This is a genomic window from Psychrobacter alimentarius (assembly GCF_001606025.1).
Lineage (GTDB): Bacteria > Pseudomonadota > Gammaproteobacteria > Pseudomonadales > Moraxellaceae > Psychrobacter > Psychrobacter alimentarius.
Map to the genome: position 1 here is coordinate 2634643 of NZ_CP014945.1, position 23251 is coordinate 2657893.

Annotated in this window: 19 protein-coding genes; 4 read left to right on the top strand and 15 right to left on the bottom strand. The window is 44.0% G+C overall.

The genetic code is table 11. From position 1 onward, the window contains the following. Window positions 1–51: 51 nt before the first annotated feature. From A3K91_RS10820 to A3K91_RS10830, 3 genes are read right to left on the bottom strand one after another with little or no spacing between them, the layout of a single operon-like run. Complete coding sequence (locus A3K91_RS10820) at window positions 52–2472, bottom strand: xanthine dehydrogenase family protein molybdopterin-binding subunit (RefSeq protein ID WP_062845269.1); 2421 nt, start codon at window positions 2470–2472, stop codon at window positions 52–54. Window positions 2473–2474: 2 nt separating this feature from the next. Further along, a complete protein-coding gene (locus tag A3K91_RS10825; RefSeq protein WP_062845270.1) occupies window positions 2475–3467 on the bottom strand; it encodes an FAD binding domain-containing protein in 993 nt (330 codons plus the stop codon). Then, a complete protein-coding gene (locus A3K91_RS10830) occupies window positions 3464–4123 on the bottom strand; it encodes a 2Fe-2S iron-sulfur cluster-binding protein (protein ID WP_062845989.1) in 660 nt (219 codons plus the stop codon). The genes A3K91_RS10825 and A3K91_RS10830 overlap by 4 nt, the downstream gene beginning before the upstream one ends. A 431-nt stretch (window positions 4124–4554) precedes the next feature. Here A3K91_RS10830 and A3K91_RS10835 point away from each other — a divergent pair, with 431 nt between their 5' ends. Both A3K91_RS10835 and A3K91_RS10840 read left to right on the top strand, forming a co-directional pair. Continuing rightward, complete coding sequence (locus A3K91_RS10835) at window positions 4555–5208, top strand: DsbA family oxidoreductase (RefSeq protein ID WP_062845271.1); 654 nt, start codon at window positions 4555–4557, stop codon at window positions 5206–5208. Window positions 5209–5237: 29 nt separating this feature from the next. Next, window positions 5238–5933 (top strand): haloacid dehalogenase type II, encoded by a 696-nt coding sequence (locus A3K91_RS10840; RefSeq protein ID WP_062845272.1) that lies wholly within the window; start codon window positions 5238–5240, stop codon window positions 5931–5933. A 303-nt stretch (window positions 5934–6236) separates the two neighbouring features. Here A3K91_RS10840 and A3K91_RS10845 read toward each other — a convergent pair whose 3' ends face one another. Continuing rightward, window positions 6237–7367: an S-(hydroxymethyl)glutathione dehydrogenase/class III alcohol dehydrogenase gene (locus tag A3K91_RS10845; protein WP_062845273.1), complete on the bottom strand. Its 1131-nt coding sequence runs from the start codon at window positions 7365–7367 to the stop codon at window positions 6237–6239. A 112-nt stretch (window positions 7368–7479) separates the two neighbouring features. Continuing rightward, window positions 7480–7617 carry a hypothetical protein gene (locus A3K91_RS14120; RefSeq protein WP_167541802.1) on the bottom strand — a complete coding sequence of 46 codons (138 nt, stop codon included), beginning with the start codon at window positions 7615–7617 and terminating at the stop codon, window positions 7480–7482. Window positions 7618–7697: 80 nt separating this feature from the next. Here A3K91_RS14120 and A3K91_RS10850 point away from each other — a divergent pair, with 80 nt between their 5' ends. After that, the gene (locus tag A3K91_RS10850; protein WP_062845274.1) at window positions 7698–8564 is read left to right on the top strand and encodes a LysR family transcriptional regulator; all 867 of its coding nucleotides are present in this window, start codon (window positions 7698–7700) and stop codon (window positions 8562–8564) included. A 7-nt stretch (window positions 8565–8571) separates the two neighbouring features. Here A3K91_RS10850 and A3K91_RS10855 read toward each other — a convergent pair whose 3' ends face one another. From A3K91_RS10855 to epmB, 8 genes are all read right to left on the bottom strand, one after another. Next, the gene (locus A3K91_RS10855) at window positions 8572–8844 is read right to left on the bottom strand and encodes a DUF4031 domain-containing protein (RefSeq protein WP_062845275.1); all 273 of its coding nucleotides are present in this window, start codon (window positions 8842–8844) and stop codon (window positions 8572–8574) included. 27 nt (window positions 8845–8871) lie between these two features. Beyond that, on the bottom strand, window positions 8872–11136 hold the full coding sequence (locus A3K91_RS10860; protein WP_062845276.1) for a transglutaminase TgpA family protein: 2265 nt from the start codon (window positions 11134–11136) through the stop codon (window positions 8872–8874). Then, on the bottom strand, window positions 11133–12170 hold the full coding sequence (locus A3K91_RS10865; protein WP_062845277.1) for a DUF58 domain-containing protein: 1038 nt from the start codon (window positions 12168–12170) through the stop codon (window positions 11133–11135). The genes A3K91_RS10860 and A3K91_RS10865 overlap by 4 nt, the downstream gene beginning before the upstream one ends. Window positions 12171–12254: 84 nt before the next feature. Next, window positions 12255–13217, bottom strand: a complete 963-nt coding sequence (locus A3K91_RS10870) for an AAA family ATPase (RefSeq protein ID WP_228139855.1) — start codon at window positions 13215–13217, stop codon at window positions 12255–12257. A gap of 41 nt (window positions 13218–13258) precedes the next feature. Beyond that, window positions 13259–13723 (bottom strand): c-type cytochrome, encoded by a 465-nt coding sequence (locus A3K91_RS10875; protein ID WP_062845279.1) that lies wholly within the window; start codon window positions 13721–13723, stop codon window positions 13259–13261. A gap of 191 nt (window positions 13724–13914) precedes the next feature. After that, a complete protein-coding gene (locus A3K91_RS10880) occupies window positions 13915–16002 on the bottom strand; it encodes an EAL domain-containing protein (RefSeq protein ID WP_062845280.1) in 2088 nt (695 codons plus the stop codon). Window positions 16003–16334: 332 nt separating this feature from the next. After that, window positions 16335–18173: a hypothetical protein gene (locus tag A3K91_RS10885; protein ID WP_062845281.1), complete on the bottom strand. Its 1839-nt coding sequence runs from the start codon at window positions 18171–18173 to the stop codon at window positions 16335–16337. A gap of 347 nt (window positions 18174–18520) precedes the next feature. After that, window positions 18521–19528, bottom strand: a complete 1008-nt coding sequence (gene epmB, locus A3K91_RS10890; protein WP_062845282.1) for an EF-P beta-lysylation protein EpmB — start codon at window positions 19526–19528, stop codon at window positions 18521–18523. 157 nt (window positions 19529–19685) lie between these two features. On the opposite strand from epmB, the gene efp reads away from it, so the two are divergent. After that, window positions 19686–20258 carry an elongation factor P gene (efp, locus tag A3K91_RS10895; protein ID WP_062845283.1) on the top strand — a complete coding sequence of 191 codons (573 nt, stop codon included), beginning with the start codon at window positions 19686–19688 and terminating at the stop codon, window positions 20256–20258. Window positions 20259–20549: 291 nt separating this feature from the next. Here efp and A3K91_RS10900 read toward each other — a convergent pair whose 3' ends face one another. Then, the gene (locus A3K91_RS10900; RefSeq protein ID WP_228139856.1) at window positions 20550–22298 is read right to left on the bottom strand and encodes a GAF domain-containing hybrid sensor histidine kinase/response regulator; all 1749 of its coding nucleotides are present in this window, start codon (window positions 22296–22298) and stop codon (window positions 20550–20552) included. A gap of 21 nt (window positions 22299–22319) precedes the next feature. Beyond that, window positions 22320–23201, bottom strand: a complete 882-nt coding sequence (locus tag A3K91_RS10905) for a tRNA threonylcarbamoyladenosine dehydratase (RefSeq protein ID WP_062845285.1) — start codon at window positions 23199–23201, stop codon at window positions 22320–22322. Window positions 23202–23251: the final 50 nt, after the last annotated feature.

The window sequence follows — 23251 nt, forward strand, 5'->3', positions numbered from 1 at the left end:
AGTTATAAAAACCCGCCAATAAAGCGGGTTTTTGTTTAAACGTATAAAAAATTACTCTGGCATCTCATAAAGTAACTTATCAAGCGTAATCGGAAATTCATATACCCTAACGCCAACTGCATTGTAGACAGCATTGGCAATCGCGGCAGCCGCACCTGAAATGGCTGTCTCACCGATACCCTTAATGTGCATTGGATTGGTATATGGATCATCTTCTTCCACTAAGATGACGTCCAATTGTGGTACATCCGCATTGACTGGCACGTGATACTCAGCGAGATCGTGATTACACAGGCGACCATCGCGCTTATCATGAATGACCTCTTCCATCAAGGCTGAACCAATACCGAACACCATGCCGCCATAACATTGTGACGTGGCCGTATTGTGGTTAAGGATACGACCTGCTGCAAAGGCTCCTGTCATACGCTTAACCCGGATCTCACCTGTGACCTTATGTACGGCAACTTCTGCAAAGTTAGCACCAAAAGAAGCTTGGCGATGACTTTTGCCATTTTTGCCCGGTTTGATTTGGCCTTTTGCGCTCAGCTTTTGCTCATCATAGTCAGCGATCACTTCTGCTAAAGCATAAGATTTCGGGCCGTCAAAATCGTATTTGCTAGTATCTGACTTTGGTAGCGCAAGCCCAGTCTTTTCAGAGATTTTGTCTTTGAGACTTTCTGCTTGTCCTTTGACTGTCTCAATCGCGGTATCTGTCTTGCTCGGATTATGCGTACCGACTTGCTTGATATAACCGTTACCAAGCTGAATCGTATCTGCATAAAGGCCAACTTTTGCGGCTATCATGTCACGTAGCTGCTCACAGGCAAGATAAATACTACTACCAGAACTTGCTGCACCGAAGCTACCACCCGAACCAGACGCTGGTGGCAGCTCACTATCACCCAGCTTCATCTCAATATGGTCGATGGGCAAGCCTAGTAAATCGGCTGCCACTTGCGAAAACACGGTATAAGAACCCGTACCGATATCAGTCATATCTGTCTCAATCACAGCCTTCACGCCGAGCTCTTTTGACTTATCTACTTGTAGCGTTGCTCGCGCTTCTGATTGCTGTAGCGAGTTGCCGCGAGAGGATGCGGCCATACCAGTACCTATCCACCAATCACCCTCCAACTGACTGGCAGGCTTAGCATTACGCTCGCTCCAGCCAAATCTCTCAGCGCCTTGTTCCATACAGGCAATCAGTTGACGCGTCGAAAACGGAATATCTTGACTGGGGTCTTTTTCAGGCTCATTACGGCGGCGTAGCTCAATTGGGTCAATATCCAACTGCGTAGCAAGCTCATCCATGGCGCACTCAAGCGCAATCATACCTACGGCTTCACCAGGCGCACGCATAGAGCCAGAAAGCAGTTGGTTCATATCAACTTGTTGATAATTTACTTGGCGGTTTTCGCCGCGGTACAAATAATGGGTCGATAAAGCAGAAGGCTCAAAGAACCCTTCATCAGGTAAGTTGCTACTGATAGAATCATGAATCAACGTGTTAATCACCCCTTGCTCATCACAACCAATGGCAATACGCTGACGGGTGTTTGAACGCTTGACCGTTGCTTCCATGACTTGCGGACGAGTCATACAAACCAATACTGGACGATCCAACTCTTTAGCGGCAATAGCAGCAGCAATAGATTCAGGGGCAATGCCTAATTTGCTACCAAAACCGCCACCAACGTAATGAGCAATCATTTGTACCTGATCTTTATTGAGATCTAAAGCATCCATGATTTGCTGCTTACATGATGCAATCATCTGATTCGACGTATAAAGAATCAGTTTGTCCTCTTCCCAATACGCCAAGGTCGCGTGCGGCTCCATCGCAGCACTGGTTTGGTTGGGGGTATGATAAAAACGCTCAATGGTCACGGGCGAATCTGCCAAACCTTGCTCTGGGTCGCCGTTCACTGCATTCTTGTCTGATCCTTCTTTTTCATTTACTTCATGAGCATTGGATAACTCTTTAGCAAAATCCAAAGCTGCTTGTTCAGTCTCATCTTTGTAAGTCACACGAACTGCTTGAGCGCCTTCTGTGGCGGCTTCAAACGTCTCAGCGACCACAACGGCAATGGGCTGACCATGATAAAAAATCTCGCTAGCGCCTTGAGTGGGGGCTTTGGTTGCTGTCCCTTGCTGCGGATTACGCAAAAAATGCTTAGGGTCGGTGACCACTTTAATAATACCTGGGATATCATCTAAAGCACTGCTATCGATACTTTCGACGTGCCCTTTAGCGATTTTAGCACCTACCAAAACACCATAAGCTTGATTGTCACGATAAATTTCTGCCGAATAAGGCGCTTGACCGCTCACTTTTAATGGGCCATCAACACGGTTGATCGCTTTGCCCACCAGATTATTTGTTGTATTAGTAAACGAAGAGTCAACCGGCTCATTCATCGTCATTTTTTTAGTAGGTTCTGATGGAAGTACTGAGTCTAATAATGACATGATTATGCTCCTTCGCCAGCTAACGCACGCTGAATGACTTGCTTTAATAAACGACGTGTCAGTGGTATTTTAAAATCGTTTTGCCCATTGCCTTTTGCGCCTTGCAATAGCAAGTCGGCGGCCTGCTTGATCACCTCATCATTACCATCTGTATCTACTAACAAGGCTTCAACAGCTTCGTTGCGCCATGGTTCGGTACCAATGCCACCAAAGGCCAAACGTACAGTGGTTAAATGAACATCATCACCAACCTCTATGACAGCAGCACATGATACTAGCGCAAATGCATAGGAGGCACGGTCACGTACTTTGTCATAAGTATGCATACCTTTGATAGGCGCTGGTAGTACGACATGCGTGATAAGCTCGCCACTCTCTAAGACATTTTCAATATGCGGTGTGTCTTTTGGTAGACAGTAAAACTCGCTAACAGGAATAATACGCGTGCTGCCATCTGCCTTGACCGTCTCAATCTTTGCATCGAGCAGACGCATAGCAACTGCCATGTCAGATGGGTGCTGAGCGATACAAGCGTCGCTAGTACCTAAGATAGCAAGGGCACGGTTCTCGCCGTTGATAGCTGGACAACCTGTGCCGGGTTCACGCTTATTGCATGGGCTGTCTGTCTGATAAAAATAATAGCAACGCGTGCGCTGCAAGAAGTTACCGCCTGTGGTTGCCTTATTACGCAATTGCCCTGTAGCTCCGGCCAAAATAGCTCGTGACAATACAGGATAATTGGCAATCACATCAGGATGACCTGCCAAATCACTATTGGTAACCAGCGTACCGATGCGCAATCCACCTTCGTCTGTGGTTTCTACTTGCTTTAACGTTAGGCGTGTTACATCTACAAGTTTGGTAGGCGTTTCAATCTCAAGCTTCATTAAGTCTAATAAGTTGGTGCCGCCCGCGATAAAAGAGGCATCTTTGGGACTCGCTGACATAGCAGCTTGCTCGGGTGCATCTGCACGGCTATATTCAAAGCGTCTCATGAGCGCCCTCCTTGTGTGTTGGCTGCTTGCTGACGGTTTGAGGCATTACCAAGCTGAGTCTGGCTCGGTGGCGGCGACCAGATACCTGTAACCTGTGATCCATTCTTTGCATTGGCTATAGAAACGTCTGTGTCCGACTTTTCTGAAAATTGGCTTTCAAGCACTTGCGAGATGGCTTTAATAATATTGGGGTAGGCAGAACAGCGACAAATATTGCCACTCATACGCTCTGCAATCTCTTGTACGAGCAGCCCATCAGGATCTTTTAAGTCGGCTGTCACATAGCTTGGCCAATTTTGCTTGACCTCTTCTATCAAGGCCGTTGCCGAACAAATCTGTCCTGGTGTGCAGTAGCCACACTGAAAGGCATCATTATCAGCAAAGGCTTGCTGCAATGCTGACAACGATTCAGGCATACCGATACCTTCAATCGTTGTAATCTCATCACCTTCATGCATTACTGCAAGGGTCAGGCAAGAATTGACTCGCTGCCCATTGATGAGCATTGTGCAGGCACCACACTGACCGTGGTCACAGCCTTTTTTTGGTCCAGTAATTTGTAAATGTTGACGACAGACATCGAGCAATGTCGTTCGTGTGTCGAGATTATCGAATTGATAATCCCGCTTATTTATTGTTAGTGTTAAGGTAGTCATGCTGGCTTCTCGCTGGCAGGTAAACATAAAAGAATGGCTATAAACGCGTTTCACAACCGTATTAATGAATTTATTATGACTGAACAAACGAGTTATTTTGTTCTGACTTTGTAGTCATTAGAGTGTAGTTTTTAATCCAAAGTCGTCTTAAGATACCAATATCTTCGTTTTTTTCGTCTTACTGTGCATCATTTAATTTACGATATATAGTCACCAAAAACGCGCTGACTCTTAGCAGGTCAATGCAATGACCACCTACATTATCGCTATACCGCTATGCTCGTTACCAAAGTTACAGTAGGTAACTGAAGTCGTCACTTAGCCTACATTGCAATCGCTTTAATATTCTCCTAGCATGGCTTAAAGCTTTATATCATTTAAGGCATTAAACAATAGCTATCCAAAATAAAAAACGAATCCTGCGAGGCACTATGAAACCGTCAGAAAAACCCTTACGCATAGACATCGTCTCTGATGTTGTATGTCCTTGGTGCGTCATTGGCTATCGCCAGCTGGCAGAAGCCCTAAAACAAACGAACACCACTCATAGCATTCACTGGCATCCGTTTGAGTTAAATTCGAGTATGCCAGTCGAGGGACAAAACCTACGTGAGCACATTATTGAAAAGTATGGCTCTACCAAAGAAGAGTCTGATGCCAGCCGCGAGAGAATGACAGAAGCTGGAAGAGAAGTTGGATTTGAGTTTAATTTCAATGACGACACGCGTATGCACAATACCTTTAATCTGCATCAGCTTTTACATTTCGCTGATCAACAAGGATCTATGCACGAGTTAAAACAGGCACTGTTTGAGGCGCATTTTACCAACAATAGAAATATCTCCGACATCAACGTGCTTGCTGACATTGCAGCAGAGACAGGGCTTGATCGTAGTGAGGCACTGGCGGTGTTAGAAGGTCAGTTTTTTGCTAAAGAAGTGCGAACAGAGGAGCAGCATTGGCAACAGCAAGGTATTCAAAGTGTGCCAGCGATTATCTTTAATGAGCGTCATCTGGTTAGCGGTGCCCAAGGCGTCGATAACTACATAAGTATTTTAGAGCAATTGGCCACTATGTCTGACTGATACATTGTTTAAAATAAAAAGGATTGTTTATGTCTTCGAATCACCGTCCAAATGTTCTTGTATTCGATGTTAATGAGACACTGCTTGACATCACTACACTGACCCCTTTATTCACTCGTCTTTTTGATGATCAGGCTATTTTTAGAGAGTGGTTTGCACAACTGGTGCTGTATTCACAAACCATAACCTTGTCTGGTCTGTATACACCTTTTGGTGACATTGGTGTCGGCGCATTACGCATGATTGCCGATATTTATCAGATAACACTGACAGAAAACGATATTGCTGAGTTAAAAGAGCGTATGGGTAATATGCCTGCCCATGCTGATGCGATACCAGCCCTCACTCGCTTGCGGGAAGCTGGATTTCGATTGGTTACTTTGACCAACTCTCCGAGCAGTGCGTCACCCACGCCACTAGAAAAAGCAGGGTTGAGCGATTTTTTTGAGCATCATTTTAGTGTTGAGGCGGTCAGTAAGTTCAAGCCTGCACCTGAAACCTATCAATTGGTCGCCGATACACTGGCAGTGGACATATCCGATTTGTGTCTGGTCGCCTGTCATCTCTGGGATACCATCGGCGCGCAAGCAGCAGGTTGTCATTCTGCTTTTGTTACAAGACCACATAATGCGATGCTTCCAGCGCCCAATGTGCCAGAGCCTAACTTTGTGGCGTCAGACTTGATAACGCTAACTGACAAAATTATTAATGCAAAGCATGATTAATTGGTCTACTTATTTGATTGTTATAGTCAATCCACTATAAAGTAAATACAGCGCTACTGAGATAAATTTTTCGCAGCCTCTGTCTGCGAAGGCACAGTAAGCAAGGAAAATTTGTTCCAGTAGCGCGTGCCAACCAACGTATTTATATTATATAGGACTGGCTCTTTACCTTAGCTCAGCAACTTTATAACTTTTAAGAAACAGTCATTCAAAATATCTTTCAAAAAAATCTCTTTCAAAAAAAATGCTACCCCAGTATTAGGGTAGCATTTTTAATTTATGGTCTGATACGTCGGCTACATTTTACTCTGCAAAATGCACCACAGAACGAATGCTTTCGCCTTTGTGCATCAAGTCAAACGCTTCATTGATGCCCTCTAATGGCATAGTGTGCGTAATAAAATCTTGAAGTGGGATTTCACCTGCCAAATAACGCTCAACATAGCCTGGTAATTCTGAACGGCCTTTTACGCCGCCAAATGCTGACCCTCTCCAAACGCGACCAGTCACCAGTTGGAATGGACGAGTAGAGATTTCTTGCCCCGCACCTGCCACACCGATGATGATGGACTCGCCCCACCCTTTATGGCAGCACTCAAGTGCTGAGCGCATGACGTCGACGTTGCCAATACACTCAAATGAATAATCAACACCGCCATCGGTTAACTCAACAATGACTTCTTGGATTGGCTTGTCGTAGTCTTTTGGGTTGATGCAGTCCGTTGCGCCCAATTTTTTGGCCAACTCAAACTTGCTTTCATTGATGTCAATGGCAATGATACGGCTGGCTTTTGCCATCTCAGCACCAATGATGGCTGACAATCCAATACCGCCAAGTCCGAAGATAGCTACTGTCGCGCCCTCTTCGACTTTGGCCGTATTCATGACCGCGCCCATGCCGGTAGTCACACCGCAACCAAGCAAGCAAACCTCTTCTAACGGGGCTTCTTTGTTAACTTTGGCCAAAGAAATCTCTGGTAAAACGGTATATTCAGAAAAAGTTGAGCAGCCCATATAATGATAAATTGGTTCACCATCTTTATAAAAACGCGTGGTGCCGTCTGGCATCAAGCCTTTACCTTGGGTTTCGCGCACTGCAGAGCATAGATTGGTCTTACCTGATCGGCACATTTTACAAACGCCGCATTCTGCCGTGTACAAAGGAATGACATGGTCGCCAACTTGAACGCTGGTCACACCTTCGCCGATTTGCTCAACAATACCGCCGCCTTCGTGACCTAAGATTGCTGGAAAAACACCTTCTGGATCTTCACCAGACAAGGTGAACGCATCCGTATGGCAAACGCCACTTGCCACGATTTTGACCAACACTTCGCCTTTTTTGGGTAGCATGACATCCACTTCTTCGATAGACAGTGGTTCGTTCGGGCCCCACGCAATGGCGGCTTTAGATTTGATAAATTTATCTGACATATACATATTCTCTTTTTTAATGGATTGTTTTTATGGGGAATAGTCGATTCACTTTAAGGGCGACTGGAATGAATGTTGCGCCGCCTCTAGATTAGCAGCAAGCAGGTAACATTTATACCAGTCGCCTGTGACTATCATCGCTTTTAACTATCAATGTATCGATTTTATGTTTAAATGACCATTCCGCTAGCTTATCTTGCTCACCCAGTGTAGGCAAGCGGCGAGGCAATGGGTTTGTTCTCTTTGCCATGATAAAGACCATTATAGTTTTTTCTGTAACGATAACAATATGCTATATTTGCAAATATCTTTTACACACAGGTAATAATCATGCGCTGGGATGGTATTAGCGAATTTGTTTATGTTGCAGAGTATGAAAGCTTTACGCGCGCTGCAAAAGAGCTTGGCATATCCACCGCACAAGTCAGTCGACAAATCAGTGCTTTGGAGAAGCGACTGAATATCAAACTCCTGTATCGCACGACGCGTAAGGTTTCTCTCTCAGAAGAAGGCCGTGTGTTTTATCAGCATTGCCGCGGTGTACTCGATGGTTTAGATGCGGCGGAGCAAGCGGTCAGTAATTTGCAATCAAAGCCGCAAGGTCGGATCAAACTGACGGCTCCTGTGACTTATGGCGAACAACAAATAGTCCCGCTACTCAATGACTTTATGGTGCAGTATCCTGATATCGAAGTGACGGCTTTTTTGAGCAATCAAAAAATAGACTTGGTTGAGGGCGGTTATGATCTGGCCATTCGGATTGGCAAATTAAGCGATTCGATGATGATGGCAAAAAAACTCAGTCGTCGCACCAACTTTGTCTGTGCAACCCCTGCTTATCTTAGCCAACATGGTATGCCGCGTGCGTTAAAGGATCTTGGTCAGCATAATTGTCTCTTGGGTACACGCGACCATTGGCATTTTGTTCAAAAAGGTCAAGAAAAAAATCTACAGGTAACAGGAACCGTGCAATACAACAGCGGTCATGGCTTGGTTGATGCAGCGTTAAAAAGTTTAGGCATTGTCCAACTGCCTGATTATTATGTACAAAAATACTTAGCATCAGGCGAGCTCGTTAGTATATTGGACAGCTATAGAGAACCTGAAGAAAGTATTTGGGCCATTTATCCGCACAACCGTCACTTATCGCCAAAAATCAGGCTGCTCGTGGATTATCTAGCAGCACATTTGGCTTAAAATGCCATTAAGTTGCATTACTATTTAATTCTATTTTTAGCTTCTTCGCACATTCAATAATTTTTCTTCTATCGGCAGGTTGTGCGCCGTACTCGATTGCAGTTTCTCGCATTTGTACCGTCACATCATAGTGAGGATAGCTGGCGTTACGATGAAACAGGCGCTTGTCCACGTCAATCAATGCCGCAAACTCATGCAATTCTTGTAAGGTATCGGCCAACATATGACACCATTTATGGCCCCTAAATTCTATACAGACAAAGTCCACATATATCGCCATGACTTACCCCTCTTATCTTTCAAACCGTTAAAGCAATTCTCGCACGTTCTTTTTTAACTGCGCCAGTATGTGTTTGTATTCAGCATGACTATGATCTAATGTACTCAATCGTCCATAGCGCAGCTGTCGATAATCTTGCTTGATAGACGTAATTTTTGCTTGTAGCGTGTCTAAATCCGCTCTATTTATCGGCTGATGATGGTGATCAGTATCAGTCTGCGTATGTACCTGATGCTGTTGACCATCCATCGTTGCTGTCACACGATCAAGCCAAGAAAGCGGCGCTTCATCGTCTGCTCGCGCCAGCAACTTATCGCGTTTACTCAAACGCTTTGAGAGCTGAGCCAGTGGCTTGTCTGCTGGATGCCAGCGTTTACGGCGGCGCTGCCAAATCAGCAATACCAAGACAGCCATCACAACAACAGCACTGGTTGCCAACCAAACAATCTGCCCTATGACTGAGCGAATATTAAACCATTTCAATAGCGAATCGGCCTGCTTATCTTGGTCATAACCAACCACATCTTTCTGCCAGTAGTAACTGGCCTGATCGGATAAGCGCCGCAAGGCTTGTAGCATCTGATACTGCTGATAACTGATTTGAGCGCCAGCGCCATCACCAAACATTGCCGCGCCTCGTGACTCTGTTATCGCATTCATCCCCTGCTCTACGCGTTCAGGCGCGACAAAGCTTGTTGGATCAACCCTTACCCAACCTTGGCCTTCAAGCCAAACCTCTGTCCAAGCGTGGGCATCTTTTTGTCTTACTTCCCAGACATTACCACCGCGGCTCAGCTCGCCACCTTGATATCCAGCCACGACCCGCGCTGGAATCCCTGCGGCTCGCAACATAAAAGTAAAGCTTGAGGAATAATGCTCACAAAACCCCGCTTTGGTGTCGAATAAAAACTCATCAATGCGATCATCATTCAATCGCGGCGGTGATAGCGTATAGCGAAATTCGGTTTGATTGATCCAGCGCTCGATAGCATTCATATAACGAATAGGATCTGACCCAGACTGTGCAAGTAACTCCTTGGCCAATGCCCGCGCTTTGGGGTTACCCTCAGCTGGCAATGCAAGATTGAGTTGCCGCAGCTCATCAGTCAAAATAGGATCGATCTGCATTGGCGTGAACTGTAATGCCTCATAACGCAGCTGCTGAGTAACGGGCTCATCTTTTCGTAAGGTAAAGTTTGATGTCACACTGACGTCTTGCCGCTGAGTAAAGGGATAATCAAGCCCAAATAGCCAGTTTTGCTGAGTAGGCTCTAAAACTACCGTATAATTTGTAGGTGACTGTTTTGCTGCATCAGGCACCGTGGCAAAGGCATTTTCAATCCAAGTCGGCATCTGCGGTGACGCTCGCCATTGTCTTTGTTGCGAGCTTGGCCGCCAAGTAATACCATCAAAATCACTAAACACCAATCCTCGCCAATACAGCTCCTGCTGCGGTGGACGATTATCCGCAAATTCTACTCGAAAAGCCAATTCAGTGGATTGTCCCAAATTGGCAAAATCACCCGGCGACATGCTGTCGGACACGCCAGTGGTCGCCTGTCCACTTGATAGCTGCACTGACCATAAAGGTGGCAGCCGAGGAAAAAACAAAAACAGCACAACCAATAGCGGCAATGCCCCAATACCCAAAACGCCGAGCGTACGCAGACGACCGTCACCGCGAGCATTGCCATCATCATTGAGCGCAATAAATGCCAATAACACGACAATCACGCCAATGACCACTTCTAGCGTCGTTACCAACCCTTGATCCATCAAAAACAGCGCAGCAAGCACAAACAAGGATAGATTTAATAATACATACGCATCACGGCGCTTATATAACTCCCACAGCTTACTAACGAGGCACAGCACCAAAAACGCCACCCCCATATCCAGTCCAAATGCGGTATTGTAAGTCAGCCACAACCCTGCCAATCCCAGCAAGAAACCCAGCATTTGCATGCCTTGATACACCCGCTTTAGATGCCGTCTCTCTTTAAATCGCGCCTTTATGTTTGGCAACTGAGCACAAATACTGACGACGGCAAAGCCTATCAACCACAATGGCAAGTGAGCGGCATGAGGCAACACCACGATGACTTGAGCCAGTAATACCCAATAATAGGCTGGCAACGCCAATAATTTGCGGTACCATCTATCACTATTGACAAGATTATCCTGAGTATCAATGTGCCGACCTACGGCCAAATACTCAAAACTGGCAGCGTTTGCGCTATCGGTAGACGAGTGAACCACGGAGCGCTTAGCTAAGCGTTGAGAATCCGTCATGGTGCTTTCGCCAATCTGAGTAAGCACGTTTGCGCAAAGTTGTCGCCTTCACCAAGCGGGGTTGCCGAGGGCGCATCATGTGGTAAGCGCATTCTAAATGGCACGCCCAATTGACCCAGTGCCATCGCGCCATAGGCCAGCTGTGAAAGTTTTTGTTCATGGTGTGCGGCCGGCATATCCATATAGTTCAAGGTTTGCTCATGACCGACAGGATCAGAAAAGTGCTTAGTAAACATACCTTGACCGCGCGCAACATGCCCCCAAGACACACGCGCAAGCGACTCCCCTTCTCGATAGTTATCGAGACGCTCAAACTCATCTTGACCTTGTCGATATTGACCACCTGTTGGCAAATCTTCTAGACTTGCTTCTGAATAGTACGTTTGCCAATCAAATACTTCTGGCTTCGGATACACCCAAGCGGTGCGGGCAAAATACACATAAGACCATGCGCGCATGATACCTAAAGGATATACCGTTTTGATGGTTAATCGTGGCAGTTCAAGCACGCCGCGAAAATTTGTCTGAACAGGCAGGCGAATTGTTTGCTCGCCTTGAAGCTGAGTGACCAGTACAGAACGCTGACCCTCATGGTTGTTTTGGCTTTTTTTGTCCGTAGATTTTATGGTTTTTTTATCGGATTGCTCAAAGCTAAATAAGAGCTGCCGCCTTGGTTGCCTACTATTACTACGTAGTTGCAATGTGACCCAAGCAGGCGTACCTGCTTCTGTCATCGTCACTCCTAGTAGAACCACTTTTAATCCTGAGATGTGCGCAAACGTCACATGAAAGCTAATCAACCAAATGCTCACAAGATAAAAACACAGTCCTAGTACCAAATTGTTGCCATAGTTGATACCAGCAATGAAAGTGATGATTAATAAGACCGCAAACAACAACCCTTCACGGCTAAAGAAAATATAGATATTACGTAAATTGAGTGTTGCGCTATCACTTTTGGGTGCCCGCGCGTCAAACCAACGGCGTAATATCGACGTGATAGGAGCCGTTAAGGCTTTTGGCAAAAGGCGCATAGTTGCCCTATCCTCACCATAGAATTAAAAGAATTACGAGCATTCAGCAAACATTTTGAATAGTCATTTTTTCTGAATAGTTTTTTAGGCAATAACAGGCACTTCTGCCAAGATACGTTGAGCGATAGTCAGCGGTGCTTGTCCCCCGCCTGTTACATGTGCCGGTATAAAACGCTGACCTAAACGATGATCAGTGACTGCGGCAAACACCGCTTGGATGTCTTCAGGTGTTATCTCCATATGACCAGAGACATATGCATGGGCTTGAGCCGCACGCTGTAACGACAATACCCCACGTGGTGAGAGACCGTGATACTCTTGGCTTGCTCGGGTTTTTGCCACCAAACGCTGTAGATAGTCCAAGACCACATCAGCAACATAGACTTGTTTGACCCCTTGCTGAGCCAATATCACAGTCTCTGTATCAAGCATAGCATCCAAATCTTTTAACAGCTCACGGCGGTCCTGACCTTTTAACAGCTCACGCTCCGCTGTAGGAGAAGGATACCCTAGTGATAAGCACAATAAGAACCGATCAAGCTGCGACTCTGGCAAAGGGTACACGCCCGCTTGCTGTAAGGGGTTTTGCGTTGCAATCACAAAAAAGGGTTGCGGTAAGCGATAAGTTTGCCCGTCTTGCGTGACTTGTCGCTCTTCCATCGCTTCTAACAGCGCGCTTTGTGTTTTAGGGCTAGAGCGATTGATTTCATCAGCAAGTAACAGTTGCGTAAAAATAGGCCCTGGTCGAAACTCAAATTTTAGTTTGCTTTGATCGTAGATACTCATCCCTAAAATATCGGCTGGCAACATATCGTTGGTGAACTGAACTCGACTAAAACTCAATCCCAGCAGTTGTGCCAACCCTTGTGCCAGAGTCGTCTTTCCCATACCTGGCAAGTCTTGCAGTAATATGTGCCCACCTGCCAATATGCCACTGAGCGCTAATTTGACTGCTTGCGGCTTATCCAGCACAATTTGGTTTAACTGTATCATCATCTGTGCAATTTTCTGCTGATTGTGAAGATAGTCGGTCGCTGAATCGGTCATAGTAATGTATTGGCTCATTTTTATGGGGATAGTATGGTAGATCAGGAGTTGTTTTTATTGTTTTCTACTACTGGTGCTGCGGCACGAAGCGTTGATAAATATGCGATCAAATCAGTACGCTCTTTGATATCTGGCATAGGATCTGAGAGCATTTTTGAATTTGGCATCACTTTTTGGGCATCGGCAATATAGGGATCTAGCGTTTCTGCATTCCATACCCAACCGGACTGCGCCAACCCTTCACTGTAAGTATAATCTTTTAACTGAGCAGCTGGTGCACCGTATATATTCATCAACTGCGGGCCTTTTTTGTTGAGACCTGCATTGAGCTGATGACATTGGCCACAAGCTTCTTTATAGATGGTAGCCCCTTTACGTGCATCACCTTTGGTATACACAGGTAATGTGACAGGGGCGCGGTGGTCAGGTGGTGTATGGTCGCACGCAGTCAGTAATAAAATGGCAGAAAAAAGACCACTGATGTAACATTTACTAGAGATAGGCATTTTTAACAATCTTTGGTTGAAGGGTGTCAGCTACGATAAATACTATCGGCTACAACGTAGGAGTAAATATAAATAGTATCAAGTCAATCATAGTCGCCTATAAACACATAGCGTTGTCTATAGGCATTCATATCAATAGAAAATGCTCATAGCGTCACGATAATCTAGACCATAAGCACATAAAAACACCGTTAACTCGCAAGCTTAATCGTGGTGCTCGGCTCTTCTAAATAATAACCTTGTAGATAGCGCGCACCCACACTCCATGCAACGGACATCGTTGCTGCATCTTCAATATAAGGCATGAGTACATCAACCTTGACCTCATTGGTACGACCAATAAGAGATTTGACCGCTTCTAAGTTTTCCGCCGACTCAATACCTTCTACATAGTTATGAGCCAAACGTACCATATCAGGCTGCACAAAGCTGACAATTTCTACCGACTTAGCAGAAGAACCAAAATTATTGATGCCAATCTGACAACCAACTTGATTTAGAGCGATGAACTGATTTTTTGCTAAGGTCAAATGGTCTGAGATATCGTTTTCACCAAACTGTATGGTCAGCATACCAGAAGCACCTCCTACTGCTTTTATAAGTTGACTCACAATATCCGGTAACTTCTTATCGATTAAAGATGCACTAGTCAATTGTATAAGCAATCTGGCTTGAGAACTGACTTTGCGAATATCATTGATTTTTTTGCAAGCATTGATCAATACCCAGCGATCTATTTTTTCGAGCAATTTGTGTGACTTGGCAACGGCCATGAATTGGTCAGGGGTCAATACTGTATTGTCTGCATCTGCTAATGGCAGACGTAGGTATACTTCAAAAAAGTCACTGCGATCATGATTGATGTCATATATTGGCTGGAACGACAGCTCAAAGCGGTTGTTGGCAATGGCATCAATCAATGACTCAGCTAGGGCATGATCGTCACTATTGGCATGCTCGCTTGGATCGTACAGATGATACGTACCACCATGATTGGAAGTTTCTATCATGATTTGACTAATTGCATGTATCGCACGTTCTAGTAAGATAGTAGGCTCTGCAGTATTTCTTTCTATCTTGGTAATACCAATACTGACGGTGGTACTGATCGTACGCTTATCTACTTCAATCAGCATATCGCCAATTCGAGAACCGATATTTTCTGCCAGAGCTTCTAACTCTGACGTTGTTTTATTCTCTACCAATATAGTAAAAGCGGTATCGCTAAAACGACTCACATATCCATCTGATACCATCTCATCCAATGTATAAGCCACCTGTTTGACGGTCGCATCGATACCTTGCAATCCCAAACTGCTACTAATTTTACCGACATTATCCAGCTGAACATACAATAACGCTGCGGTCAGTAACCCTTGCTGTGCCTGCTGGTATACGATTTCTATTTGCTCTTCAAAACCACGGCGGTTATCAATCCCAGTCAAACTGTCCTGACGTTCAGCTGCTGCTAAACGCTTAGCCACTTCTGCACTATTATTGTGGTTTTGTTGGATAATAACCTGAGTCACAGGCTCGCCTTCTAAAGTCGCTGCCGCCAGCTGCAACTTTGCTTCAAAGGTGCTACCATCTGTACGTACACTTTCAAACTTAAACTCTACTTCTTGCCGACTGCCTTTATCAAATTGACGTAAAAATTGCTTAAAACCTTTAACGTTATCGCCGCCTGCAATCAGATCAATAATGGGCACACCGATGGCCTCACTCATTGAATTAAAGCCAAAAAGCTGAAGATAAGGGTCGTTAGCGAAAATATGAACCCCTTGGTCGATATAAGCAACCGCACTTTTAGAATTTTTGATCAATACATTGGCGCGCTGCTCCGCTTCAGAGATGACATGCCGTAAATTTTTGAGTTCGCGGCGACTGCGCAAATTATCGTGCTGCAAACAAATAGACATCACCACTGCCATTTCTTGATCAGCTCGCAGCGCTTTCACCATGATGCCACTGATAACGCTAGGCAAACCTTGCTCGTTATTGGCTGTCGCTGACACCTCTTCGGTCAGTAGGCAAATCATGGGCAGATCTACGCCTTGCTCTTGGATGATGCCTACCGCATCCGTAAAGCTCATATCATAAGCTTTACCGAATACCAAAGTGTCCCAAGGCTGCCGTAACGCCTTCAAAAACTCCTCTTTGTCATCCAAAAATCCCAAATTTACGGTATCATAATACCCCTCTAGTAAACTTACGAGACGTTCAGCATAAAGCTGGTCATCATCGATGACTAATAGATTTAAGATGGATTGAGTTCGCATAAAGAAGCCTTTTGAATCTTGTGATGTTATTTTCATATCGGACGTTAGATACCATACACCTTTTCCAAAAATACAATCATATAGAGCGTACTATCAAGAATGGGCTTAGCGGCTTTTATGATTCTGATATTCTTTTTGATTTAAAATGTCAGGCTCAGGAGCCAAAGGTATCACATAGATTAGGGTAACCATCATCGTCATTATAGACAATAATCTAATGGGTTGCAGGTTAACTTACCCGCTTCATTGTTTAGTCAGACTATTTAAACAAAAATATAAGTAATAATTTTTACACATGTCTGCGTCTCTATTTTTATGATAAAACAAGCCAATTATATTTTTACTATCTCATACTGGCTAAATTCATCCGTGAATAATACTCTTTTTTCCAAACGCAAAGGCGTTTGTTTATTGTTGATACGCATCGTTACTCTGTCATTCGGCTGGAAATAAGCGGTTGGCACTATTAGTGTACCTGCCGTTTGCAGCTGCTCATCCCCACCAAGGATAAATGCTGGTACAAAATGTTGACTGCGTGTTTCTCTGCCTTCCAAACGTATGCCGCAAGCAACGACTGCATGTCCAAGCACCTGCCACTCAACTTCTAGGTTTTTGTCCTCAGGATTCAACCAGCGTGCCACGCCTATTGACCAATCAGTTGACGCACTTATATCAGAACGACAAATTAAAAAAAGACTCATAGTAGATACTAATAGCGGTGCTGTCATCGTCCACTTAGGGTCAACAATGCCTAGATCAACGCCTTCTCGATTGGGCAACTTTTTAAGCTGGGCAATGCCACTATCTGTCACTATCTCGCCATAGTTTGATATGGTGTCTTTATTTGATATAGCTTCTTTATTCGTCGCCTGCGAATGATCTGCTGGGGATACCAATTGCAATCTGCGAAATAAAGACGTGTCACTATTACTTAAAATCTCGTGAATGACGGTTTCATCGCCACCCCGCTTATGCTTGCCTGTCTCATAGCGAGGGCGCTGCTCCTCTGGCAAATCATTCACAGCAATCAGATTGGCAAAACTTTGTGAACCACTAACGCGATAATGAATATTATTGAAGCCTGTGATTAGTACAGCCTCTTTTTTGATAACATATTTGGTCGCTGGTGTGAGCGGTGTTTGCAAATATCGATACCTCATTGTCATCGATAGTTTATTTAACAAATAGCATTCAGCGCCTTCACTACCCTCTACAATCAAAGCTTGCACGCGTGCTTCAAAATACGCGAGCAATGGTCCAAGCTCTATAAACAAGCAATGATGGTGATCTTCATAAGGATTGATATCAGAGTTGGCCGTTAAATAGGCAGGCGGCTTATCACTATGTAAATCAACGAATACCCGTGTCTCAGTTTTTGGCTCTATCGTTGCAACAATATATTTGCCCCATTCAGGCAATAAGCGTTGGACAAGCAAAACAGTCTGGCGTTGCATGGCACGCATATTTAACAAACTGTGCAGACAAATTTGACAATACAATTGATGTATATTACTGGTGCGCAAACTGCCTGTAGTCTCAATATGATTGACAGTCAACACGTGATGTTGATGAGCAAGAGCATATAACCGATTAATTTTGTACCACAAATAAGGTGATGGTTTTTGATAACAGATCACCTCTTCGCCCAGTAATTTTTGGTACATTAACAACGTCTGATAAATAGCTATAGCAAGCAATACCGATGAATCATTATTCACCTTAAAATAGCGTTTCCAGACTCTGCTAGAAGGAGGCTTCTTCCGGTTTTGTAGCAATGCTTGCTTATCATGTATCACTCTGTCATAAGCCATAATAATGAGATAATATAATGACTTTACCTGAGCCATATGAGACAACTGCACGTCATTTAGCGCGCCAATCTCATAAATATAGTGTTGTCTTAGCGTGGCAATGAGTTGATCTGAAGCATCTATCACTTGCGCTAATAGTTTGAGACGTTGCTGCTCCTTGATATTGACCTCACGTAATACGGTGAGTATCTTTCCTAGTTGTTCTGCTTGCTGTATAGGCGTTTGAGAAGGCAAAGTTGCCAACAGTTTGAGCAAATAGTGCTCTTGACCATTGGCCGATTGACTCATAGAAGGTGGCTGCGCTTGAGAAATGGACTTTTTAGAAGACAGATATTCTTGAAACGTTGATAAAGTTATCATCGGTATTCCTAAGAACTAGGGTATGGCCTCATTTTTTCCATAAAATAAGACAGATTTTAATCGAACCTCAATAGGATCGCAGACAGTATCTGCGTATCATCCAATACCTAACACTATTTTACTTGTCACAAACCGAGCTGGTTTTGGCTGGATAAAATGAGCGTCTATATCTGATCACCCCTAAATATCCTACGTTAAAACCATCAAAAACACCTGCCAGCCAACCTTTATAAATCACATATAAAACTGATAATTAAAATAGAAAATGCATTCAAAAACAATGACTCTCCTACGCTACCACAATCATTATTTTTTTATACGTTTTTTAATAAACTACCGTGTTTATATTACGATCTATTGTAAATATCGATTGGCACCTTAAAGCGTCTATTTGGTAGCTCTCTGACCAACTTTGGTACAAGATAACCTGGTAGCACTGCTAGCAGCGACCAATAAAGCTCAACTGCCGTCTGCTCGTCACTATCAAAGTGAGCCGCGCCAGCAACTTTGTCTAGTACATGCAGATAATAAGGCAAAACACCTGCGGAAAACAAACGTTGACTTAATTTTTTTTGTACCTCGATGCTATCATTAATTCCTGCTAATAAGACCGCTTGGTTTAATAAAGTAATTCCTGCGCTACGAGCGCGTTGCAACTGCTCCGAGGTAAATGCATCAATTTCATTGGCATGGTTACAATGAATCACCATCACAATATGGCAGCGACTTTGGGACAACCTTTCTAATAATGCTTCATCTAGGCGGGCTGGAATCACCAACGGTAAGCGAGTATGTAGCCGAATGGTGGTCAATTGCGGTATGGACTCTAGCGTATCTAACCAAGCGAATAAACGCCTGTTTGTGACGTTTAATGGATCCCCACCACTCAAAATTACCTCATTAATGTCAGGATGTGCCGTGATATAGTTGACGATGTTTTCTTTTGCATCCGCTGTGGGCATATTGGCACTATAGTCAAAATGTTGGCGGAAGCAATAACGACAATGAATCGCACAAGCACCCGTAATGGTCAATAACACCCTTGACTGGTATTTATGTAGCATACCTTTGACTGGGTTTTGCGTATTTTCACTTAGTGGGTCAGCCACATAGCCTGTTACGTTTATTTGCTCCTGCTTATTTGGCAATACTTGTTTTAATAAAGGATCATTGCGATCACCAACTTTCATTTTTGCCACAAAATCACGCGGCACGCGCAGCTCAAAATGCTTAGGCATATAGACATCTGCACGTAATGATTCGAGCTTTAAGAGATGTAATAGCTCGTCGATGGACGTAATGGCTTCGGATAATTGCGTTTGCCAGTTTTTTTGTGTGATTAAATGGTTTATCATGACAGCCTACTATCTGTGCCTAAAAGGCGGTATTATACGCCCTTAAGGTGTACCCTATCAAAGTATACCCGTTACCCTTTAAGCACTTGGCGTAACAGCAGCTTTTTGTACAGTAAGCGCTACTTATTATCATATTTACAACCCCTAGGAGTCTCTTGTGGCAAGTTTTTCTACTAATGAATTTAAAGCTGGTCTAAAAGTTATGCTCGATGGCAATCCGTGCGCCATTCTTGAAAACGAGTTTGTCAAACCTGGTAAAGGTCAAGCCTTTAACCGCGTCAAGTTGCGTAATCTTCGTAGTGGTAAAGTGTTGGAGCAAACGTTCAAATCAGGTGACAGCTTAGAAGCCGCTGATGTGATGGATACGGAAATGAACTATCTATATAACGATGGTGAGTTTTGGCACTTCATGCACCCTGAAAGCTTTGAGCAAATCCAAGCGGATAAAAGTGCCATTGGTGATGCCCCACAATGGCTAAAAGAGAACAGTAATGCATTATGTACCATTACTTTGTTCAATGGCGCGCCTTTGTCAGTCACCCCGCCTAACTTTGTTGAGCTACAAATCACTGAAACCGATCCTGGTGTACGCGGTGATACCTCAGGCGGCGGCGGTAAACCTGCTAAGCTAGAGACGGGTGCTGTGGTACGTGTACCATTATTTGTGCAGCAAGGTGAAGTGGTACGTGTTGATACCCGTACTGGTGACTACCAAACTCGTGTCAACTAAGTATTTATAGAGCCCAGCGTCTATCAAGCTTAATATCTACAAAAGAATAGATAGCGGTCAAAACATTGTTTCAAGAGCATCGTTTTGAGAGCATTGTCTCAAAACCATTGATTTCTATAAGACAGTCACTATTTATTTTTCCATAAAAAAGCTGAGCCCCTTATAAAGTGGTTCAGCTTTTTTGTATTTGCAATGATCATCACTGCAGTGTTTATAAATACTCTATAGCAGCCAACAGAATCATCTTATGATATACGTTTGCAGCTCTCATCATTAGCTAATGTTAAAACATTATTCTTCTTCGTCTTCATCTAGCTGCTTTTGGATAAGCCAATACTGGACCAATGCATTGAGCTGTTCTTGTTTAAAAGGTTTGGTACAGTAATCTTGCATACCAACCTTTAAGTACTTTTCGCGTTCACCATCCATCGCATTGGCAGTCAAAGCAATGATAGGCGGCAGTGACTTAGGATCATACAGCTCATGCAGTTTGATGGTGGCCTGTACACCATCCAAGATAGGCATATGATGATCCATCAAAATCACATCATAACGGTTAGGGAATAAAGCAAACATATCAATAGCTTGCTGTCCATCCGTGACATGTGTGACCATATGCCCACTATTGGTCAAGGCTTTTTTGGCGATAATGGCATTCACTGTATCATCCTCTACCAATAAGATATGACCAGCTCGTTCATGACTGGGCTCAATCAAGGTAAAGTCGTTTGACGCTTGCCACGTCTCGTACTGGTTTGCACTTATGATAGTCAAAGGCAGCAAGACACTAAATGTAGTCCCCACACCAACTTCACTATCTACCTCGATGTAACCACCCATTAAGCCGACTAAAGACTTACAGACAGAGAGTCCAAGACCAGTTCCACCATAAAGACGATGTGTGAACTTATTTGCTTGATCATAGGCATCAAATATTGCTTCTAACGAATCTGCTTTGATCCCAACACCCGTATCTTTTACTTCAATACACAGTGTCATGACATCGTCGGAGTCCGTGTTTGTATCTATGTCTTCATCATTGCAGTTTGACAAATGCTTAACATCGATACTCACGCGCCCACCTTCACGCGTAAACTTAATTGCGTTATTGACAAGATTCGCCAAGATTTGTTTCAGACGAACAGGGTCTCCCTTTATATAAGGCGATAACGACTCGGTGTAATGATAATCTAACACCAATCCGCGTTGACGTGCTTTGATCGCAAAGAGACTGACAACTTCATTGCATAAAGCTGATAAATTGATGGGAATAGAATCAATGGTCATTTTTCCAGACTCTACCTTTGATAAGTCTAGGATGCCATTAATAATGGACATCAAGTGTTCATTAGACACTTTGATATTATTGATATATTCCTGCTGTTCACTGCTAAGATCCGTGTCCCCTAGCATTTCCACCATACCGATAATACCGTTCATCGGTGTACGGATTTCATGGCTCATATTGGCCAAAAAGTCTGATTTCATCTCATTGGCACGTTTGGCATCACGCTGCTTGTCCTGTAGTTGCAAGGCATCTGCAGCTATCATTGCAAATTGAGCCAATATCTTTGCCTGTTGTTCGTCAAAGCTATAATTAGGCTTCGTATCCATTACGCATAAAGAACCTAAACGATAGGTAATATTATCTTCATGCAAAATAATGGGCGCGCCAGCATAAAATCGTAAATAAGGCGTTTCTGTCACCAATGGATTTTGGCTAAAACGACTGTCTTGAGCCAAATCTGGCACAATAAAGACTTCATCAGACAGCATCGTATAGTTACAAATAGATATCTCACGTGGTGTCCGGCAAATACCCCCAAGTCCATGAGCTGATTTTAGATACTGCGTCTCCTCATCCATGAAGGCAATAGTAATGATAGGCATATCAAAAAACAGCCCTGCAAGATCAACAAGGCGTCTAAATGCTGGCTCATCATTATCATTGAGCACTTGGTATTTTTTCAGCTTATTGATACGCTCTGCCTCATCTACCGCCACTGGGTAACTGTGTCTAGGTGAGTTAAGTATAGACAAGATAGACTCCCTTAAATAATATCAGACACCCGATTTTATGTTTGCCTGTGCTATCAGCAATTGTAATGCTTCGCTTACCATTATCATCGCTACCACCGATGTGACAACCACTGCTGAGCCATAACCACCGCAGTGCAGTCCACCTGTCTGACAGCTCTTATCCACGCGAGGGGGCTCTGTAGAATAAACACATTTGATACCGAATTTTTCTTTTAGCGTACTGTTGATACCTTTTTCGTGACGTAGCTTGTTACGTAGTTTGGCCAGTAATGGATCTTGATAACTCTCGCGTAGATCACTGACTCTAATTTGACTTGGGTCAATTTTACCACCTGCTCCACCTGCACAAACCAGCTTGAGCTTATTAAAACGGCAATGAAGGGCAATGGCCAATTTAGCATTCATATCGTCTACACAGTCTAACACCACAATAGGCTTACCCTGAGCAGCAGCTGTTTTTGCGTCTTGACGGCTTGGCAATAGCGTTTCTACATTATCTACTGTCAAGAAGTCATCTATTAAATTTAAGGTCACTTTAGGATTGATCTCGCGCATACGTGATGCCATCGCTGCAATTTTACTTTGGCCAAAGGTACTGTCCAATGCTGGTAGCTGCCGATTAACGTTTGAGGCGACCAATACGTCCAAATCAATTAGAGTAATAGTACCTACTGCCGTTCGAGCCAAGGCTTCTGCTGCCCAAGTACCGACCCCTCCTACACCAATAATATAAACATGGGAGGCTGCAAATGTATCAACTGACGACTGTCCATAAAGCGTTTTTGTGCCCTGAAAACGACGCTCATATTGATCACTGTTGGCTTCACCAACTTCTTCTATAACGGCATTCTCAGTGGCAACAGGCACTGTCAGTAATGGCTCAAATTGTCGTGTTTCACTCATACCAATTATATACTCTCTTATGTTAACGCAGTTATTCTTTACAATTACTT

Excerpts from the sequence above, each read along its gene's own strand:
- A3K91_RS10850 (WP_062845274.1), top strand. The coding sequence starts at position 7,698 with ATGCGCTGGGATGGTATTAGCGAATTTGTTTATGTTGCAGAGTATGAA.
- A3K91_RS10885 (WP_062845281.1), bottom strand. The coding sequence starts at position 18,173 with ATGATAACTTTATCAACGTTTCAAGAATATCTGTCTTCTAAAAAGTCC.
- A3K91_RS10845 (WP_062845273.1), bottom strand. The coding sequence starts at position 7,367 with ATGTCAGATAAATTTATCAAATCTAAAGCCGCCATTGCGTGGGGCCCG.
- A3K91_RS10820 (WP_062845269.1), bottom strand. The coding sequence starts at position 2,472 with ATGTCATTATTAGACTCAGTACTTCCATCAGAACCTACTAAAAAAATG.
- A3K91_RS10905 (WP_062845285.1), bottom strand. The coding sequence starts at position 23,201 with ATGAGTGAAACACGACAATTTGAGCCATTACTGACAGTGCCTGTTGCC.
- A3K91_RS14120 (WP_167541802.1), bottom strand. The coding sequence starts at position 7,617 with ATGGCAAAGAGAACAAACCCATTGCCTCGCCGCTTGCCTACACTGGGT.
- A3K91_RS10865 (WP_062845277.1), bottom strand. The coding sequence starts at position 12,170 with ATGCGCCTTTTGCCAAAAGCCTTAACGGCTCCTATCACGTCGATATTA.
- A3K91_RS10870 (WP_228139855.1), bottom strand. The coding sequence starts at position 13,217 with ATGACCGATTCAGCGACCGACTATCTTCACAATCAGCAGAAAATTGCA.
- A3K91_RS10880 (WP_062845280.1), bottom strand. The coding sequence starts at position 16,002 with ATGCGAACTCAATCCATCTTAAATCTATTAGTCATCGATGATGACCAG.
- epmB (WP_062845282.1), bottom strand. The coding sequence starts at position 19,528 with ATGATAAACCATTTAATCACACAAAAAAACTGGCAAACGCAATTATCC.
- A3K91_RS10855 (WP_062845275.1), bottom strand. The coding sequence starts at position 8,844 with ATGGCGATATATGTGGACTTTGTCTGTATAGAATTTAGGGGCCATAAA.
- A3K91_RS10835 (WP_062845271.1), top strand. The coding sequence starts at position 4,555 with ATGAAACCGTCAGAAAAACCCTTACGCATAGACATCGTCTCTGATGTT.
- A3K91_RS10830 (WP_062845989.1), bottom strand. The coding sequence starts at position 4,123 with ATGACTACCTTAACACTAACAATAAATAAGCGGGATTATCAATTCGAT.
- A3K91_RS10825 (WP_062845270.1), bottom strand. The coding sequence starts at position 3,467 with ATGAGACGCTTTGAATATAGCCGTGCAGATGCACCCGAGCAAGCTGCT.
- A3K91_RS10875 (WP_062845279.1), bottom strand. The coding sequence starts at position 13,723 with ATGCCTATCTCTAGTAAATGTTACATCAGTGGTCTTTTTTCTGCCATT.
- A3K91_RS10840 (WP_062845272.1), top strand. The coding sequence starts at position 5,238 with ATGTCTTCGAATCACCGTCCAAATGTTCTTGTATTCGATGTTAATGAG.
- A3K91_RS10860 (WP_062845276.1), bottom strand. The coding sequence starts at position 11,136 with ATGACGGATTCTCAACGCTTAGCTAAGCGCTCCGTGGTTCACTCGTCT.